The organism is Streptomyces sp. AC555_RSS877 (genome assembly GCF_019049245.1).
Lineage (GTDB): Bacteria > Actinomycetota > Actinomycetes > Streptomycetales > Streptomycetaceae > Streptomyces.
This window is the reverse complement of record NZ_JAGMUK010000058.1, coordinates 1-17,970: the sequence shown is the minus strand read 5'-3', so window position 1 is coordinate 17,970 and position 17,970 is coordinate 1. Positions and strand designations below refer to the sequence as shown.

Sequence of the window (17,970 nt, the reverse complement as noted above, 5' to 3'; positions counted from 1 at the left end):
GGACGGCGTGGTGACGAATCCATTCGACGACCCCGATGCCAACTACTACGTGTTGGTCAACGAAGAGGGTCAGTACTCCCTCTGGCCGCTCTTCGCGGACACGCCTGACGGTTGGAAGGTCGCGTTCGGCGAGGCGGGCCGCGTGGAATGCCTCGACTTCATCGAGAAGTCCTGGACCGACATGCGGCCCAAGAGTCTTATCGAGGCCATGGAGAGTTAGTAACCAGCCTTTGCCCAGCCGAACCGGCCGGGCAAAGGCTTTTTTCTGTCCAACTCGGCGCCCCGCAGCCGTATGCGCTCAGCCCGCCGGGCGAGGCGGGCGCTCATCCGCGCCGGCCTGCTGCAGATAGGCGGGCAGGGCCGCCACCAACCGCTCCATCGTCTCGTTCAGCACGAAGTGACCGGCGTCGAGGTGATGAACCGAGAACGAGGCGCTGGTCTCTTCGCGCCAGGCCGCCAGGTCCTCGAAGCCGACGAAGGGATCGTGCCGTCCGCCCACCGCGACGATCGGGACGTCCAGCCGCTCCGTGTGCTCGGTCATGCCCTCCTCCGCAATGCGGAAGTCGGCGCGCAGGGTGGGTTCGAAGACATCCATGATCTCGGGGTCGCCGAGCACGGACTCGTCGATCCCGCCGTACAGCGCGACACGTTCGAAGAACGCCTCCCGCGGTAGCAGATGGATCGACTCCGAGGAGCGCCGGACGGGGCCCGCGATGGAGGAGACGACCAGCGCCTCGGGCCGCTTCCCGTGTCTCTCGCGGAGCCGGTGTGCCAGCTCCAGCGCGATCACGCTGCCCGAGCAGTGTCCGAGGAAGACGAAGGGCCGGTCGGTCAGCGCGGCGACCGCCGGTTCCAGGGCGTCCACCAGCAGTTGGAGGTCGTCGAACGGCGCTTCGTCGATCCGGTTCTCCCGCCCCGGGGAGCGGATGGCGCACAGCTCGGCCCCGGCGAGCAGTCGTCTGGCCCACGGGGTGAACGCGGCCGCCCCGGCCCCCGCATGGGGGAAGCAGAACACCCTGATGCCCGCGTCCGGGATCCGCTGTGGGCGTACGATCCAGCGCTTGGCGGAGAGCAGCGCGCGCGGGTCGGTCACCGGAGAGGTGGCCGCCATCTCACCCCACCCGCCAGGCGAAGACGGTGTGGAGATCGCTCGTCCGGTACTCGGCGGCCTGTCGGACGGAGGTGGACATGCCGTGCCCTTCGAGGAGGGAGACCACCTCTTTGAGCGCTCCGTCGCGATCAGCGACCTCGATGGCGGCGTTCCGGACTGTCGGCCACAGCCCGTCGCCGATCCCCTGCAGCACCCGGAGTTCGAACCCCTCCACGTCCACCTTGAGGAAGTCGATGCGGTCGATGCCGGCCCGTCCGGCGAACGTCTCCACGCGCTGCACGTCGCAGCGCACCAGCTGCCGCTCGCTGAGGCAGTCGTCCACGAGCTCCTGTGCCGCGATGACGAATTCGTCCCGGAGTTCCCCGTCGAGCGAATCCGCGGCGCTGGTGATGAAGGCCGACGCGAGCTCTCGGTCGACTTCCAGATCGGCGTCAAAACCCGACATCATGGTGTAGTTCGGGTAGTACGTCAGCTCGCGCGTCTGATCCTCGTCGCCCAGGGCCATGTTGTGGGCGTGGGCGTGGGGGAGGTGCCCGGTGTTCCGCTGGAGGGCGTCGAAGACGTCGGGCGCCGGCTCGAAGGCGAAGACCTTCGCGCCGGGCCACCTCTCCATGGCGAAGAGGGTGAACAGTCCTATGTTGGCGCCGATGTCCAGAATCACCGGCTTCGCGGGAACGTCCCAGCCCTGCGGCGGGATGTAGGACTCGTCGCTGAAGATCTCGCGGTACAGGTAATCCGTCTCATTGCCGTTGAGGCTGAAAACGTGCATCCCATTCGGGAGCTTTCTCCTGACCGGAGCCGTGGGAGCTTCTCCACCTGCTGTCATCGCACCGAGATTAGGGCGCCCTCGGCGCCGTCACCGGCAGTGCGGGAGGTGATTCTGAGGCAGTTCCGCGTACACCCGGGCGGCTGTCGGGGGAGGGGCGCTATGTGCGTTGCAGTCGCCGCTGAAACTGCCTTTCGCGGTGATCACGGCCTCGTAGCATGCTCGATGGTTCGGCGACGTTGAGGAGCGCACATATGGCGAGGGCACAGAGTCACGCGGTCCGGCTCCGGCTGAGCAGTCCGGCGCAGGTGGAATCGGTGAGGCGGCGGTTCTCCGGCGCCGGATTCCGTGTGGTGGACGTGCCGCAGGCGTCGACCGAGCCCGGCGCCGCGGAGGCGTGGCGCGAGGAGGCGGCGGCGGTCGCGGAGAACGCGCACGCGCTGCTGCTCTGCCACCCGGACGGTCCGGCCGACCTGGTGGCCGTTGCCCCACGAGCACTGCTGGACGCGGCCGGACTCCGCCGCCTGGCCGCAGAGTCGGTCAGCGGGGACTGGAACGCGGTGCGCCGGGAGTTCGAGCGCCTCGCGCAGAGCGCCTGGGACATACCGCCGGTACGGATCGGCGCCCCACCCGGCTGGGGGCTGGGGGAGGGCGACGGCGACCGGTTCGCCACGGCCTGGGCGGCCGTGCCGTCCGATGCCCCGGCCGACGAGCAGCAGATGCGGACGGCCCTGGCCGTGACGCTCCAGCGTTACCACGCCGACGACACCGAGAAGGTCGCGGTCGGCTCCGACCAGGGAGCTGTCGCCGTGCGGGTGAGCGGCACCCCCGACGAGACAGCGCCGGTGGATTCCCCGGTGGTGGCCGGCACGCTGCCGGGCAGCGGCGCGGAACCGCTGCATGCGGACGAGGCATACCTGCCCTCCCTCGCACCGGCCTTCCCGCTGACCTTCTCCCTCGAGCGCCGGGCGGACCGCCGCCTCTGGATGCGCTGCGACCATCTGCTGAGCCATGCCTGCCCTGCCATCGGCGAGCAGCTGGTACGGCATGTCGCGCACGTGTACGCCGAGTCGGCGGGGGCCGGACAGCCCCCGGCCGCCGACATCGAGCTCTTCGACGACGCCGAACGGCACCGGATCGTGCGCCTGGGCAGTTCGGTGCGCCCGGTGCCTTCCCCGGCGGCCACCGTGCACGAGGCCTTCGCCGCGGTGGCGGACTCCGCACCCGATGCCCTGGCAGTGTCCGACGACGAGGTCGACCTCACCTACGAGCAGCTGGACCGGCTGGCGGGGGTGTTCGCGGCCAACCTGCAGGTACGCGGGGTGCGGGCCGGCGACCGGGTCGGCGTATGCCTGGACCGGTCCGCCGAGTTGGTCGCTGTGCTTCTGGGTGTGCTCAAGGCCGGCGCGGCCTATGTCCCTGTCGACCCCGCGTACCCGGTCGAGCGGGTGGCGTACACCATGGACAACGCGGCGGCCCGCCTGCTGGTGACCCGGTCCGCAACGTCCCCGCAGCAGTCGGCGTACCGGACGATGACGCCCGATCAGCTGCTCGGAGACGACGTGCCGGAGAGCATCGGCGACCAGGGCGGCACCGAGGACACGGCATACGTGATCTACACGTCCGGTTCCACCGGGCGGCCCAAGGGCGTCGCCGTTCCCCATGGCAACGTCCTGAGCCTCATCCAGGCCACCCGCGCCGACATGGAGTTCGGGGCCGCGGACGTGTGGACGTTCTTCCACTCCAGCGCCTTCGACTTCTCCGTGTGGGAGATCTGGGGCTGCCTGCTCACCGGCGGCCGCCTGGTGATCGTGCCCCATCACACCTCCCGCGACCCGGAGCAGCTGCGGGAGCTCCTGGTCGCGCACGGGGTCACCGTCCTGAGCCAGACGCCCTCGGCGCTCGCCAACCTCCTGTCCGTCGACTACAGCGGCTTTCCGGTGCGGCTGCTGATCCTCGGCGGTGAGCCGCTCGACGCAAGGATGCTGCTGCCGTGGTTCGACGCCTACCCAGGCGACCGGTGCCAGGTGGTCAACATGTTCGGGATCACCGAGACCACCGTGCATGTCACCGCCCAGACGGTGACCCGCGACCTGGCGCTCGCCGCGACCCGCTCGGTGGGCGCGCCGCTGCCTGGCTGGCACGTCTACGTCCTGGACTCCGCAGGGCGGCTGCTCCCTCCCGGTGCGGTCGGCGAGATCCATGTCGGCGGGGCCGGCATCGCCCAGGGTTACGTCGGCCAACCGGACCTGACCGCACAGCGGTTCCTGCCCGACCCGTACCACGGGGGCCGCATGTACCGCAGCGGCGACCTGGGGCGGCTGCGCCCGGACGGGGCGCTGGAGCATCTGGGGCGCATCGACAGCCAGGTCAAGATCCGGGGGTTCCGGATCGAGCTGGACGAAATCCGCTCGGTGCTGCTCGAGAGCGGACACGTCCGGGCCGCCGCGGTCGTCGTGGGCTCTGCGGCCGGCCTGCGCCTCGACGCCTATGTGGTGCTGGACGGCGGCGACCTGCAGGCCGTGCGCCGGTACGCGGCCGCCGTCCTGCCCGACTACATGATCCCGTCGACCGTGACGGAGCTGGACGCCCTTCCCCTGACCACGAGCGGCAAGGTCGACGTGGCGCGGCTGCCCGCCCCCGTGATCACCACCGGGGCCGGCCGAGATGACACGCCGACCGCCGACGACGCCATGGCCGCATGGCTGCAGAAGCTGTGGGAAGAGCTGCTGGGTGTCCCGATCGGACTGGACGACGACTTCTTCGAAGCCGGAGGCAACTCGACGGTGGCGGTGAAGAGTTCCGCCGCGATGCGCGCCGAGGGCATGCCCACTCTCCGGCTCCGCCAGTTCTACCGCCACCCCACCATCCGCCAGGTGGTGGCGGCGCTCAAGGCGGCCGAAGGGTGAGTGTGCGCCTGCTGATGCAGGCTGTCCTGGAGGGCTATATGCGTCGTCGCACGACGGCCCAGGCGCCGGCCCAGCGGTCGCGTATACGCGGTCGCGCCCGAAAAGGGGCGGCGGGCCTTCGGCCGGTCCCGGGGCGGCCTGACCAGCAGGACTCACCTGGCATGCGAGCCCCTCGGCCGCCCGCTGACCCTGGTCGTCACCGGCGGCAACACCAACCCCCGCACCCAGTTCACCACCGTCATGGAGCTGGGGGGCGCGCACGATCGTCGCGCCCACCGAGACCAGCCGGAGGGGGGTGCCGTCCCTGTCCACACGATCCCGTTCGGGACACTCCAGTCATCCAGCCGCCTGCGTCCCCGAGACGGCCGGGGCGACAACGGACGGGTGAACTCCCAGTCCCCATCGGTCAGTTCATGACGACGAACCACTCAGCCGTGATGCCGGGCATCATGTGACGACACTGCTTGACTCCCCAGGTCGCCGAGCACCCGCCGGACCTGCTCGGCGACCTCCGGAACGGACCGGCCGGAGCAGTCGATCCGACGCACCGCGATCTCCGGCCGGTGGGAGCCCAGCCACTCCAGCGCCGCCTCGTACCCCTGCCGGGCCCGCGCCAGGAACTCCGTGGTCTCGTGCAGCTCGCGGGAACGGGCCCGCGCCCGGGTGCGTGACACCGCCTCGGCCACGGGCAGGTCGAGGTGCAGGACCGCGTCGGGTGCCGAGACACCGTACCGCCGGACCAGGCCGTCGAACATCTCCTCCGGAGGCCTGGTCCCCAGCTGAAGCAGGTCCGCACCCACCGACCACGGGTCCTCGCCACCGGAGCACTCGCGCAGCCAGGCCCGTACGGCCCGAGCGGCGTCCGCGTCCTGCTTCTGCCACCAGGCCGGCACGTCGGCGCCTGGCTCGGCGTCCGTCTCGATGCGCCCGAACAGCGGCAGATAGACCAGCGGGTCGATGAGAGGGTGCCGGTCGGCGAGCACCGTCCGGCCCTGTCCGGCCGCCTGGCGCTCCGCCGGGCCGTAGAGGTGCAGTTGCAGGGCGAGCGCGGCGAGCTTCAGGTGCACCCCGCCCAGGGCGTCGGCCGCGGCCGACGCGTCGGCCAGCATCCGGGACAGTTCGGCGACCGGGCTGGCCGGGTCCTCATGGGCCCGGATCGCATGGATCGCCGCGATGCCGTCCGTCTCGCGCATCCTGCGCAGCACCGTGGTCTTGCCGGTGCCGTCGATGCCGACCACGGCCACCCGCATCTCAGACACCTCCATGCGCCTGCTCGAGGTGCCAGAGGCGGAATGCCGTCCGGACCAGCCCGGGGAGGAAGTCGAACTCCCGCTGGGTGTGCCCCGCGGCGTACAGTGCCAGCCGCGTCATCAGGAATTCCCGCAGCGCCAGCTGGTAGCCGCGCCGCCAGTCGCAGCCGGCGACCAGCTCCGCGGCCCGCGGCGACACGGCGGCCACCGCCGCCTCATGGAGCTGGAGGAGCCCCTCCACCTCAGCCGCCGTCGCGTCCTCGCCGAGGGTGAACGCGAGCAGTTCCACGACATCGCGTTGCGGCAGGCCGACCACCGCGAGCTCCCAGTCGTACGCCACCACGCGGCCGTCCTGCACCGCGAGGTTACGCGGGTTGAAGTCGTTGTGGACCAGTGTTCGGGGCAGGCCGTACAGCTCCTGCGTCCAACTGCCGGCGTCCTCGACGATGCCGAGCACCGTGTCGAGGCCGCAGGCGTCGAGCAGCTCCGGCTGATCCACCGCCGCGTGCCGCACCAGGGCCGCCCACAGCTCACCCGCCTTGGCCAGCAGCGCGGGCTCCGGGACCTGGTGCAGCCAGCCCTCGGCCAGCAGCTCCTCCTCACGGCCGAGCCAGTGTCCGTGGACCGAGGCGATCGCGCGCAGGGCCTGTCCGACCCGGTCCCCGGTCCATGGCTGCCCGTCGTGGCACAGCCGCTCCATGAGGACGACATAGGCCTCGCGCTCGTCGTCCTCCAGGAGGCCGAAACACCGGGGCAGCAGCTCCCGCAGCGGGCCGTCCGTACGGCGGTACACAGACAGCTCGCGCCGATGGGAGTCGGTGAACTCGGTGTAGCCGCCCCAGCGTTGCCAGGCGTCGGCCACCTCCGCACCGCACAACGAGACCAACCGGGCGATGCCGGCGATGATCTCCTCGCCCCGCGACTTGACCTTCGCCACGAGGTCGGCCGTATGGGCGGAGCCGTCGCCGTCGGTCCAGCTCACCCGCAGCGGATGGATGCCGGTGAGCTTGCGGTTCTCGCCCAGCGCACCGAGCTCGCTGGCGATTCCGTCGCCGTGCAGCTGCGGACGGCGCTCCACCCGGGTGACATGTACCCCGGGGTCGTCGAGCCCCTGTGCGAGCACCGGCTGCAGCAGCGCCGTGTTGAGGTCGTCGGGAGTCTGCAGCCAGTTGACCAGCCGGGCCCGGCCGAGCCGCTGGTGCGCTTCGGCGAACTGCCCGCTGACCACCGCCGCCAGCGTTGAGACGTCGAGCGCCAGGGCGAACCCGGCCACGATCTCGGCGAACCGGCGGACGCCGCCAGCACCCGCGCAGCCGAGCATCTCGAGCAGGTCGCGCTGGTGCGGCAGCGCCGTGCCGCCGCCGACGGTGCCGACGGCCAGATTGGGCAGCAGCAGAGTGGCGATCATGCCGTCGCCGTCCCTCTCCAGCGAGAAGAGCGACACCCCCGACTCGTGGACGCACGCCACGTCCTGCCCCGTCGCCAGGAAGAGCGCCGCCACCACGTTGGCCGCATTGATGCCGTATCCCGTCATGCCGGCGTGCTGGGCGCCCATGACCGTCGCGGTGTAGCCCTTGATCATGGCCTCGGGGGTGGTCTTCAGGACCGCCGCCAAGACCTCGCGGCTCATCCGGCATTCGGCGGTCACCCGGCTGCCGCGGCCGAACAGCATGGAGCCGGCCGTCACCTTCTTGTCGCCGCTGAGATTGCCCTCCAGGATCATGCCGACGGGCCGCAGGCTCTCCTCCTCGGCCAGGGTGTCGGTCAGCCAGCGGCATATCTGCCAGGTCGCCGCGGTGGTCATGTTCTGGCCGGCGGCGTCGGCCGTCTCGAAGACAAACCTGATGTGCAGATGGCGGCCTATCTGGTACGGGTCGACGTCCACCAGGCGGGTGTGCCGCGACACCAGGCGGACCTGCTCGTCCAGCTGGCCGCGCCGCTGCTGCAGCCAGCCGGTGAACCGCCGGGCGGTGGCGATGTCGGCGAACTCGAACGCGGGCACCCGGTTCATCCGCTGCGACAGCACCGCGGTCGCCACCCCACCGGACCGTGTGAGGGCGCGGGCGCCCCGGGACGCCGAGGCGACGAGTGCCCCCTCGGTCGTGGCCAGCGGCGCCACGATGTCCCCGCGCGCCGCGTCGCCGGCGAAGAGCAGCGGACCGGCCAGGCCGACCGGCACCTCGATGGAGCCGACGAAGTTCTCCACGTTTCCGACCAGCTTCTGCGCGTCCAGGCCGGTCGCCTCCAGCGACGCCAGCGCTCTGCCGCTCCGGCCGCGCAGCCAGCCGAGCCGCTGCCGGCGGGCGTCCTCGGAGTACTGCCCCCGGCCGGGTATCGCCTCGTTCATACGGTGCTGCCTCCCGCTACGGCTTCCCCCGCGGACACTTCGGGACCCGCGGTGATCCGCGCCCACGCCTCCGTACTGGGCTGGAAGATCCGGTCCTTGACCCGGGGCGGGCGCTGCCCGGCGCGTACGACGTGCTCCCACTCCCGCAGGAAGGCGTCGTCCGGTACGGCGATCACCTCCACCGGTCCGATCCGCCCGCCCGCACGGCCCACCCGGTAGCCGTCGCACTGCTCGGCCAGGCGCGCGTCCAGGGCGTCGGCCAGCGCGGCGACCGGCGGGCCCACGAAGGCGACGGCGAGCTGGTAGTGCGCTCCCCCGGGGGCGAGGCGGTAGGTCGCGTTGCGGATCTCCCCGCCGGTGTCGTGGCAGGCGGCGCCCAGGGCGCGCAGCGCGGCGGCTTCGGTCAGCTCCTCGCCCGCGGCGGACCGGGTGGTGTTGCGGCCGGCGTACTCGATACGCGGGGTGCGGCCGACCTGGCCGACGACCCGGACCACGTCCGTCACCGCGCAGCGGTACATGCCGCCCACGTGGCTGAACACCAGGTGGTAGTCGCGGCCTTCTTCGAGCTCGGGGATGAGCAGCGTCGGGCTGTCGGCCGTGAGGGGCTGGTCGGCGGGCACGAACTCGTACACACAGCCCGGCAGGTACAGCGGGGCACCGCTGGGGTGACGGTCGACCGGCACGGCGGCCGGCCCTTCGCAGGAGGCGATCGGTGCGGAGAACAGCTGGACGCCAGGCCCGTACAACTCCCGCACCCGGGGGAGGTAGAGGGAGGCGAGTGCGCTGTTCCAGACGAAGATCGCGGAAAGGCGCGGCCAGAGGTGGTACGGGTGGAGCGTGCCGAAGGCCGCGGCGTACTGCTCGAGCTGGTCCGCGCGCTCCGGATGGGGCGCCGTGTGCGGCCGGCCGTCGAGGGTGCCGGCCCGCACGTCCTCGACCAGCCGGGGCCAGAGCTGGCGCAACTGGTAGGGCAGGGCGGCGACCATGGCGGGGTTGATGCCGATCAGCAGCCGGATGTCCTGCTCGGCGGCGAGCCGCAGCTTGTAGTAGCTGCGGTCCCAGGGACCGGCCGATGCCAGGTCCTCGGGTATGCGGCTCCAGGGGGCGTGGATGCCCGGGCCGGAGGCGGAGTCTTCGCCGATCTTGCGGTAGTCGAACTGGCTCGCTCCGATGTGCGGCCGGCCGGTGCTGGTCCGGGCGATGGGCGAGGTCGGGTCCTGCCAGAGGTTCAGCACCCGCTCGGGCGCCGCGAGGGCATCCGGCAGCGTCTGCACCAAGGGGGCGAAACTGGCGTGGTAGAAGGGCAGGAAGGTGCTCTGCATGTAGGTCCGCGTGACCGGGATGTGCTTCTCCTGCCCCGTGCTCCCGCTGGATGAGAAGTAGACCAGCGGGTCGTCGGCGGTCAGCACGTTCCGCTCGCCGTTCATCGTCCGCTCGATCCACGGCATCAGGTCTTCGTGGGTGCGGATCGGCACCGCCTTGCGCAGTTCCTCCACCGTCCGGACCCCGGCGAGCCCGTGCTCGCGGCCGAAGGCGGTGTCGGCGTTCTGCTCGAGGACGGTCGTGAGCAGAACGCGCTGCACCGCTTCGGGGTGGTCCAGCGTGTCCAGGAAACGGCGATGCTCCGCGAGAACTCGTGTCGCCTGCATTCAGTGGTCTCCTCCGTGACGGTTCGAGGTCAGCACGCCGAACAGGCGCAGGTGCCGGGCACCGGTCCGGGCAGGGGCGATCCGGGTCTGCACCGAGCCGGCCCGGGCGGGGTCGAGGGCGTCGCGGAAGTCCGCGGCGGCGAGGGCCGGCCGGTGGTCGACGAGCAGGGTGTCGCCGGGCCGGATCAGCCCGCGCAGCGACGCCTCGGCGATGAGGTGATGCACGTGGACCAGGTACTCGCCGGTGCTCACCCCGCCGACGGCGAGCGCGATCCCGACGTGGTGCCCGGAGGGCGGCCCCGGGACGGTCACCGCGAGCGCCCCGGCCGGGGCCTCCATCGGGGCCGGGCCCGAGAATGCGCGTAGCAGCCGGGACAGCGGTGTCAGAGCGCGCCGGGGAGCAGGCCCGTACCACGCCAACTGCCCGTTGGGTGTGGCGTGCTGGTACGGATACCGGCCGGCCAGGGCGGTCGGTTGCCCCGCCAGGAACACGGTGCGGGTGAACATCCGGTACCAGCCGTCGCGCAGAGCCTCGGGGACGGCCAGGGCGAAGTCGGCGGCGCCGCGGATGAACGCCGCCGCGTCGAGGTGCGCCACGACCACGGCGACATCGAGTCCCGGGGCAGCCGCGAGAGCGCGGACCGCGGCGACGCGTGCCTGAGCGGCCGCGGTGAGCATCTCGGTGTCGGATGGCGCGATCATGTGCAGATCGCCCGGAGGACAGGGGTCAGCGGGAGGGCACGATCACCTTGCAGGGAGCTCATCAGCCGGTACGGGTCCACGTACCCCTGCTGCGCCTGGAGCCGGGAGAGCTCCGCCGTCAGCCGCGCCCCAGGCGCGCCGTCGGACCCGGCGGGGGCCTGGACGAGCAGGCGGGCGGCTCGGCCGACGCACCGGCGCAGCAGCGGCATCCGGAACGACTGCGCCGAATCCCGGTGCAGGGTGCCGGCGAAGTACATGCGCATCCCGAGCCGGTAGGCGGCCCGGGATGCGGTGCCGGGGGAGGAGGAGAGGTCGGTGAGCGTCACTCCCTGCCACCCGCCGTAACGGCTCGAGAGTGCCGCTCCGTTGACGGGAACGCGGCTGATCGCGAGGCGCGTCACGTCCGCTCCGAATGTGGTCAGCACGCGCGCGAGCAGCAGGTAGTCGGCGGTGAGCCCGTCGTCGTGGATGAGCAGGAAGGCGCGTGCGGGACGGACCAGGGGGATCAGCTCGCGCAGGATCGGCAGGAGGTAGTTGGGGAGCCCGTCGCCGCTGATCAGCTGCCGCAGTGGCATCCCCCAGCGCGAGCCGTCGAGGTGGACGGGCCCGCCGTACCGGCGGTGGTCGATCAGCAGACCGTGCGCTGCCAGCGCGTCGATCAGCGACGCCGCCGACATGGCCAGCGGGCGGTCGTCCGCGAGCCCCAGATCACCGATGCCCAGCAGATCCAGCTGAGCCCGCCACAGCTGGAGCATGCGGCAGCCGGCGGGATGGATCCAGCCGTCCTCGTCCGCTCGGCCCAGATACCTTTCCAGGGCTCGGGGATCGGACTCCCGGCGCTCGCTGTGGAAACGTACATAGCGCTCACCGATCCCCTGCTCCGTTTCGCTGCTCCAGTCCTTCTCGGGCTCCGTGAGGTCCAGATACCGCCAGAAGGCCGTCGACTGGACCGTGATCGCGGCCATGCGGTTGTTCCAGACCAGCCGCACGCCGGTGACGTGTGCCGTCGCCTTGGCAATGAGGTCGGTCCAGATCAGGCCTTTGATATGGGTGGGCGTGAGCGGTTTTGTGGGCGTGATGGTGACCGGTGCGACCACTAGTTCAGTGGGCGGCGCGGCAGTGCGCGGCAGGGGAACGGGCTCGGTCATGTGGCGGAGAGACAGGTGGTGTTGTGCGCGCCGGGCATCGCCGAGGCGCGTGGGAAAGGCTCGGGTGCGTGCTCTGGCTGAATCAGATGGCGCACGAGGTTGAGAGCCGCAAACCGCTGCGGCGCTCCCCTCTCGGACGCGATGCGGCGCACGAGTCCGTGCATGCACATGTCGTGGATGATTCTCTCGGCGTATTCGACCGGGCAGCCGAGGAGTGCGACAGCGTCACGTACCGTCCACGGGCGCGAGTCGACCAGCCTGCGCAGGGCGTCCGTCTCCACGACGGGCAGCGACGCGATGGCATGGCGCATCCAGGAGATGAGCGAGCCGTTCGCCCCGGACGGGGACACCGCTATCCGGGCCGGTGCGGCTTCGGCAATTCGCAGGAGCTCCGGGGGCTCATAGACCAGCAGCCACGAGGTGGCCGATTCCAGTGCCGACGGGATTCCGTCGAGCTGTCGGCATATGCCGGAAAGCGCGTCGAGCGTCTCCGGATCCGACAGCGCATCCGGATAGACCGGGGCGCAACGCGATACCAGATACTGCACCGCCGGGTAATCAGCGAGGTCCGCGGCAGCGCCGATCGCATGACCCCGGCTCGGGACGCCGAGCGGCGGTACCGAGTATGTCGCCACGCCGAGGGGAACCGACGAGATCTCACAGGTCTCGTAGAGAACTCTCAGGCCGCGGCAGCGCTGTAGGAGCCCTCGCAAGTCCTCCTGGTCCCCGTCGTCGAGGTCGCGGCCGTCGACGGTGAGCAGGACCTCGTTTCCGGCGAGACTCCCGGCCACGTCCTCCAGCGAGGCGCCGCATCCGATCACCTCGGCGACGCCGCCGATCAGTCCCCGCGGCACCTCGGATACGCCGTCCGCTGCCGCCCTCCTCCGATCCAGGCAGATCACGGGCAGGAACTCGGTCCTGTGCAGCCGGCTCGCCACCTCGTGGATCAGGGACGTCTTGCCCATCCCGGGGGCACCCGTCACCTGGACCACCTGGACGCCGGGCGACCGCAGCAACCCGGTCAGCGAGGCCGTCTCCACCTTGCGGGAGACCAGCGAGGTGAGAGCGGTCGGCACATCCGGCAGCGTGTCGTAAAGCGACCTGCCGACAGCGAACCCCGCGGCGGCCTCGAACTCCGCCCGCTGCGTCCGGTTCAGATACAGCGCGTCCGCCAGCAGCAGGACCGTCTGCGCGCGCGGCGCACCCGTCCGGTCGAGTTCGAGGTCGCGAATGGTCCGCACACTCACCGTGGAGATCTCGGCCAGCTGAGTCTGCGTCATTCCCGCATGCCTTCGCGCATTGCGCAGCATGCGGCCGAATCGGTTATTCGGTAGGCGATCGGCGATCATTTATCCCCGCTCTCTCATTCATCAGGAGCGTCTGTCAAGTGCGATCGAGATGGCTGTCCCAGCCGGCCGCGTACGGCCGCCGTCCCTGAGCGTGCACGATCCGGACCGCTGTTCAAGTGAGGCGCCGACCCAGTTGAACGCAGGGAACAGGGAATCAACGGGGCGTCTCATCGCCCCCGTGCCGCCTGCGTTCGTGAAGTGTTGATCAGCAGCTTGAGGTCCCGCATAGTGAAACCGGCAGGACGTGGCCCCTGCCTGTACCGGGAATGCCAGAACGTCACGTCGCAGCTTTGTCCTTGAAGGCTGGACGGCAATCAGCATGCCTTGGCGGCAGCTGCTCTCTGCTGCTCCAGCCGATGAGTCTGATCGGTGGGGGTGTGCAGGCGTGACTGCAACTCGAGGTGAAACCCAGGAACTTATGCCCGGCCAGCTCGCTGTCTGGTACGCGCAGCAACTCGCCCCGGAGAATCCGGTCTACAACATCGCGGAGTACCTGGAGATCTGCGGCGACCTAGACGGGGAGCGCTTCACCGAGGCCCTGCGGCGCACGCTGGACGAGGCCGAAACGGTCCGGCTGCGTTTCCGGGTGGTGGACGGTGAGCCGCGACAGTACCTCGCCACCGCGGACGACCACCCCATCGAGACCCTGGATGTCAGCGCCGAGTCCGACCCCCATGCCGTCGCCCGCTCCTGGATGCTGAGCAAGCTGCGCCAGCCGTTGCACCTCCTCGACCGGCCGCTGACCGGCCACGCTGTGATCAAGGTCGGCCGCGACCGCCACTATTGGCTGCACTACGGCCACCACCTCGTCGTGGACGGATACAGCGGCCAGCTGTTCGCCCGTCGCCTGGAGCGCAACTACAACGCGCTCTCCGCCGGGCCGAACGCCGACCCCGTACCCGTCCTGGAATCGGTCTCCGTCCTCTTCGACGAGGCCCGCGCCTACCGGTCCTCCCTCGCTGCGGCCGAGGACCGGGAATTCTGGACCGGCGCACTGGCGGACGTCGCCCGCGCGGGACGCCCTGCCGGGCACAAGCCCCGGCAACTCCCGCAGGTACCCGCCCGGTACTGCGGCGAGCTCGGTGCTGAGGACACCGGTGCACTCAAGCGGGCCGCGCGGAGGCTGGGGACCAGCCTGACCGGACTGTCGATCGCCGCGGCGACCCTTTACCACCACCGGACCACGGGCGCGCAGGACGTCGTGGTCGGCATCCCCGCGCGGGGACGGGCCGGCGAGCGGGCGCACGCGATCCCGGGCATGACCTCGAACATCCTGCCCATCCGCCTCACCGTCGGCCAGGAGACGACGGTGGCGCAGCTGCTGCGGCAGATCGGCGCCGAGGTCCGCCTGGCGAGCCGCCACCAGCGGTACCGGTACGAGGACATCCTCCGCGACCTCAAGCTCCTCGACGGCAGTCCGCTCTGCGACCTCGTCGTCAACGCCATGTCGTTCGACTACGCGCTGAACTTCGGCGGCTGCACCACCACGGCCCACAACCTCTCCAACGGGCCGATCGACGTTCTGAGCATCGACGTGTACGACAGACGGGCCGACGCCGGCCTCCAGCTGGACGTCGACGTCAACCCGGACGCCCGCGGGCTGGAGCCGGAAGCAGACATCTACCGGCGCTTCCTCCAGATCCTGCAGGGACTTGCCGCGGCCGACCGCACCGACCGCACCGCCGCCATCGACGTCCTGTCCGCCCAGGAGCGTCGGCAGGTGCTCGTCGAGTGGAACGACGCGTCGGCCGAGGCGGCTCCGGTGGCGTCGGCGGTGGAGCTGTTCGAGGCACAGGCGGCTGACCGTGCCGGGGTGCCGTTCGCCGAGCTGGACGCGCGGGCGAACCGTCTGGCGCGGTATCTGGTGAGCCAGGGTGTGGGCGCCGAGTCGGTGGTCGGTCTCTGCCTGCCACCGGGCGTCGACCTGACCGTGGCCTCGCTGGCGGTGTGGAGGGCCGGCGGCGCCCGGCTGCCGATCGACCCGGCGCTGCCCGCCGACTGGACCGCCGCCGTGCTCGCAGAGAGCGGGACGGCGCTCGTCGTCGACAACGGCGAGTTGGCCCCGGCGCTGCTGGACGGCCGGGCACGCGTGGTGACGCTGGACGACCCGTCCGTGTCCGAGCAGGTGCGCGGCCTGGAGACCGGTCCGTTGGGCGTGCCTCTGTTCAGTCAGGGCCTGGCCCAGGTGACGGCCGCGCCAGGAGCGATGGGGCGGCCCCGTCCGGTGGGTATCTCACACGGCGCACTGGCGAGCGGCGCTGTCTTCGAGGGAGCTGGGGGATTCACTGGCCTTGAGGGTTTTCAGGCCGGTGACCCGCAAGGGGATGAGGTGCACCTGGGCAGCCCGGCCGCGAACTGCCGGGCCTATGTGCTGGACACGACCCTGAACCCGGTTCCGCCGGGTGTGGCGGGCGAGCTCTATCTGGCGGGTGCCGGCGTGGCGCGCGGGTATCCGGGCCGCGCCGGCCTGACTGCAAGCAGCTTCGTGGCGAACCCGTTCGCCGCGGACGGCTCGCGCCTCTACCGGTCCGGCCATCGGGTGCGCTGGAAAGCCGACGGCGGGCTGGAACTCCTGCGCCGGGCGGACGGGCAGACGATGATCGGGGGCCTCTGGATCGCGACCGGCGAGATCGAGTCCGTCCTGGCCGCCCACCCCGCCATCGGCCAGGCAGCGGTGATCGTCCGGGAGGACGCCCCTGGGGAGCAGCGTCTGATCGCCTACGTCGTGATGAGCGGGGCCGAGGGCCCCGCATACGCCGGTGACTCGGAGCTTGCACAGTTGATCCGCGAGTACGCGGCGGACGAACTGCCCGCGTATATGGTGCCGTCGGCGGTGGTGGTGCTCGACGCGCTGCCCTCGGCGGCCGGTGGCACCCCGGACCGGCGGGCGCTCCAGGCGTCGGAGTACGCCACGAGTGCGAGCGGTGCGGGCCTGCGGCCGGCCGATGCCCGCGAGGAGGCCCTGTGCGCGGTCTTCGCCGAGGTGCTGGAGCTGGAGAGCGTGGGGGCCGACGACGACTTCTTCGACCTGGGTGGGCATTCGCTGCTCGCCACACAGTTGGTCAGCCGGATCCGCAGCCTGCTGGACGTGGAGCTGCCGATGCGGGCCGTCTTCGAGACCCCCACGGTCGCGGGCCTGGTGGCCAGGCTGCCGGGGGCGGGCCGGGCACGTCCGGTGCTGCGGCCGCGTGAGCGCCCCGACCGGGTGCCGCTCTCCTTCGCCCAGCGTCGGCTGTGGTTCCTGGGCCGGCTCGAAGGCCCCAGCGCCACCTACAACGCCCCGATCGTCCTGCGGCTCTCCGGCGTGCTGGACACCGCGGCGCTGGCGGCCGCGATGCGCGACGTGGTCGCCCGGCACGAGGCCCTGCGCACGATCCTGCCGGTCGACGGCGCCGAGCCGTACCAGCGTGTACTCGGCATGGACGAGCTGGACTGGAAGATGGAGCACGTCACCGTCAGCGATTCCGGCCGAGCATACGAGCAGCTCGCGGCGATGACCGACCTGCCGGGACTGGCCGCGTCGTCGGCCGACCCGTCGTCGGACCTGGCGGCTGCGGTGGTCGGTGCCGCGAGCCATGTCTTCGACCTGTCGGCCGAGGCGCCCTTCAAGGCCTGGCTGTTCGGGACCGGGCAGCCGGACGAGCACGTGCTGGTGGTGCTGGTGCACCACATCGCGGGCGACGGCTGGTCCATCGGCCCGCTGGCCCGGGACATCTCCTCCGCGTACACGGCGCGGTCCGCGGGACAGGCGCCGGAGTGGGCCGCGTTGCCGGTGCAGTATGCGGACTACGCGATGTGGCAGCGGGAGCTGCTGGGCGACGAGGGCGACCCGGAGAGCGTCCTCGCACGCCAGGTGGCCTACTGGCGGGAGGTGCTGGCGGATATTCCGGAGGAGCTGGAACTACCGGCGGACCGGCCGCGCCCGGCGGTGGCGAGCCACCGTGGACGCACGGCTGCCTTCGGCATCTCGGGCGCGGCACACGCCCGGCTGCTGAAGCTGGCGCGGGCTGAGGGTGTCACGCCGTTCATGGTGTTGCACGGCGCGCTGGCGGTGCTGCTGTCCCGGCTCGGCGCGGGCACGGATGTCCCGATCGGGTCTGCGGTGGCGGGCCGGACGGACGAGGCGCTGGACGACCTGGTCGGCTGCTTCGTGAACACCCTGGTCCTGCGCACCGACCTGTCGGGCGACCCGACCTTCACCGAGCTCCTGGGCCGGGTACGGGAAGCCGGGCTGAGCGCCTTCGAGCACCAGGACGTGCCGTTCGAGCGACTGGTGGAGGAGCTTGCTCCCCGCCGCTCCCTGGGCCGCCACCCGCTCTTCCAGACCGTCCTGACGATCAACGACATCGCCGACGGCCGGATGAAACTCCCGGGCCTGCACGCGGAGCTGATCTCCACCGCGCGGCCCGCGGTGAAGTTCGATCTCGACGTCATGGTGGGGGAGGTCTTCGGAGCGGAAGGCGAACCGGCCGGTGTGCAGGGTGCGGTGACCGCGGCGGCGGACCTGTTTGACGAAGGGGCGGCTGAGCGGATCGCCGACTGGTTCAGCCGGGTACTCGCGGAGGTGGTGGAGGCGCCTGCGACCCGGGTGAGTCAGGTGGGGGTGCTGTCGCCGGATGAGCAGGAGCGGTTGCTTGTCGGGTGGAATGACACCGCTGTGCCGGTGGCTGGTGTGTTGGTGCCGGAGTTGTTCGCGGCGCAGGTGGTGCGGACTCCGGATGCGGTGGCGGTGGTGCAGG

Annotated in this window: 11 protein-coding genes and 1 pseudogene; 4 read left to right on the top strand and 8 right to left on the bottom strand. The window is 71.2% G+C overall.

The window, feature by feature from the left end; all coding sequences use genetic code 11:
- Nucleotides 1–10: 10 nt before the first annotated feature.
- Entirely contained in the window at nucleotides 11–220 is a 210-nt protein-coding gene (locus KUM49_RS25430; RefSeq protein ID WP_308406739.1) for an MbtH family protein, read from the top strand.
- A 78-nt stretch (nucleotides 221–298) separates the two neighbouring features.
- On the opposite strand, the gene KUM49_RS25425 is transcribed toward KUM49_RS25430, so the two are convergent.
- Nucleotides 299–1,111, bottom strand: a complete 813-nt coding sequence (locus KUM49_RS25425) for a thioesterase II family protein (RefSeq protein WP_217239265.1) — start codon at nucleotides 1,109–1,111, stop codon at nucleotides 299–301.
- Nucleotide 1,112: 1 nt separating this feature from the next.
- Nucleotides 1,113–1,880 carry an FkbM family methyltransferase gene (locus KUM49_RS25420; RefSeq protein WP_217239264.1) on the bottom strand — a complete coding sequence of 256 codons (768 nt, stop codon included), beginning with the start codon at nucleotides 1,878–1,880 and terminating at the stop codon, nucleotides 1,113–1,115.
- A 251-nt stretch (nucleotides 1,881–2,131) separates the two neighbouring features.
- Here KUM49_RS25420 and KUM49_RS25415 point away from each other — a divergent pair, with 251 nt between their 5' ends.
- Together KUM49_RS25415 and KUM49_RS48605 are read left to right on the top strand one after the other, a co-directional pair.
- Complete coding sequence (locus tag KUM49_RS25415) at nucleotides 2,132–4,786, top strand: non-ribosomal peptide synthetase (protein ID WP_217239263.1); 2,655 nt, start codon at nucleotides 2,132–2,134, stop codon at nucleotides 4,784–4,786.
- A 108-nt stretch (nucleotides 4,787–4,894) separates the two neighbouring features.
- Nucleotides 4,895–5,029 (top strand): annotated as a pseudogene (locus KUM49_RS48605) (IS5/IS1182 family transposase); the annotation flags it as partial.
- Between the two features lie 185 nt (nucleotides 5,030–5,214).
- Here the strand turns inward: KUM49_RS48605 and KUM49_RS25410 are convergent.
- Genes KUM49_RS25410 through KUM49_RS25385 form a run of 6 tightly spaced genes read right to left on the bottom strand, consistent with a single transcriptional unit; the run spans nucleotide 5,215 to nucleotide 13,231 of the window.
- Nucleotides 5,215–6,036 carry a hypothetical protein gene (locus tag KUM49_RS25410; protein WP_217239262.1) on the bottom strand — a complete coding sequence of 274 codons (822 nt, stop codon included), beginning with the start codon at nucleotides 6,034–6,036 and terminating at the stop codon, nucleotides 5,215–5,217.
- Between the two features lies 1 nt (nucleotide 6,037).
- Nucleotides 6,038–8,383, bottom strand: coding sequence for a phosphotransferase (locus tag KUM49_RS48600; RefSeq protein WP_254401775.1), 2,346 nt, complete (start codon nucleotides 8,381–8,383; stop codon nucleotides 6,038–6,040).
- Complete coding sequence (locus KUM49_RS25400; protein ID WP_217239261.1) at nucleotides 8,380–10,032, bottom strand: GH3 auxin-responsive promoter family protein; 1,653 nt, start codon at nucleotides 10,030–10,032, stop codon at nucleotides 8,380–8,382. The genes KUM49_RS48600 and KUM49_RS25400 overlap by 4 nt, the downstream gene beginning before the upstream one ends.
- A complete protein-coding gene (locus KUM49_RS25395; RefSeq protein WP_217239260.1) occupies nucleotides 10,033–10,734 on the bottom strand; it encodes a DUF6182 family protein in 702 nt (233 codons plus the stop codon). It lies immediately after the preceding gene.
- Entirely contained in the window at nucleotides 10,731–11,882 is a 1,152-nt protein-coding gene (locus KUM49_RS25390) for a hypothetical protein (protein WP_217239259.1), read from the bottom strand. The genes KUM49_RS25395 and KUM49_RS25390 overlap by 4 nt, the downstream gene beginning before the upstream one ends.
- Nucleotides 11,879–13,231: a helix-turn-helix transcriptional regulator gene (locus KUM49_RS25385; protein ID WP_217239258.1), complete on the bottom strand. Its 1,353-nt coding sequence runs from the start codon at nucleotides 13,229–13,231 to the stop codon at nucleotides 11,879–11,881. The genes KUM49_RS25390 and KUM49_RS25385 overlap by 4 nt, the downstream gene beginning before the upstream one ends.
- A 418-nt stretch (nucleotides 13,232–13,649) precedes the next feature.
- Between KUM49_RS25385 and KUM49_RS25380 the strand changes: the two genes are divergently transcribed.
- A partial coding sequence (locus KUM49_RS25380; protein WP_217239257.1) for a condensation domain-containing protein occupies nucleotides 13,650–17,970 on the top strand: 4,321 nt, incomplete at its 3' end.